The sequence below is a fragment of the Neisseria sp. P0021.S007 genome (assembly GCF_051956855.1).
Genome location: NZ_JBQCXA010001549.1, coordinates 1 through 464 on the forward strand (window position 1 = coordinate 1; position 464 = coordinate 464).

Annotated in this window: 1 protein-coding gene; it reads right to left on the bottom strand. The window is 43.3% G+C overall.

Features of this window, described 5'->3' with window-relative positions:
- Window positions 1–9 precede the first annotated feature (9 nt).
- Window positions 10–464: DUF2169 domain-containing protein (locus tag ACTHUR_RS20195; RefSeq protein WP_440400583.1), on the bottom strand; the 455-nt coding region annotated here is incomplete at its 5' end.

Here is a 464-nt window from a genome sequence, read left to right on the forward strand (position 1 = left end):
TTTAGTTGTTTACGCGAGTGCCGCAAGAGAAAGCGGTATCGAGAGAGATGTGTTTTGTGAAGGATGGCATACAACTGCGGCTTCGATTTGTTCTGCCCGTTCATGTCGAGCAATAAATCTGAGTTGACATGCAGAAATTTCCAGCTCTTCTGCAAAAGAAGTCCGGTATGTATAGTCGATGCGGCGTTGTTCTACATCAACGAGTACGGTATCCAACACCATTTCTTTACACAAAGACATATTAGATGCGGTATGGGCATGTACAAATACAGTCTCTACCGGTAGTTCGACAGTAAAGTACTGATTGGGCGCTTGAAAGGAATGTACCATGCCGGTAAATCCTAGGGTATAGATATGGTTAGGCTTTAGATGTGGCAATTGAAGGGAAGGATGAGCACCGTTCCAATAAGCCATAGAAAAATCTTTTGGTAATAAAGGTGCACGGTTAGCTATCCATTCTGCAT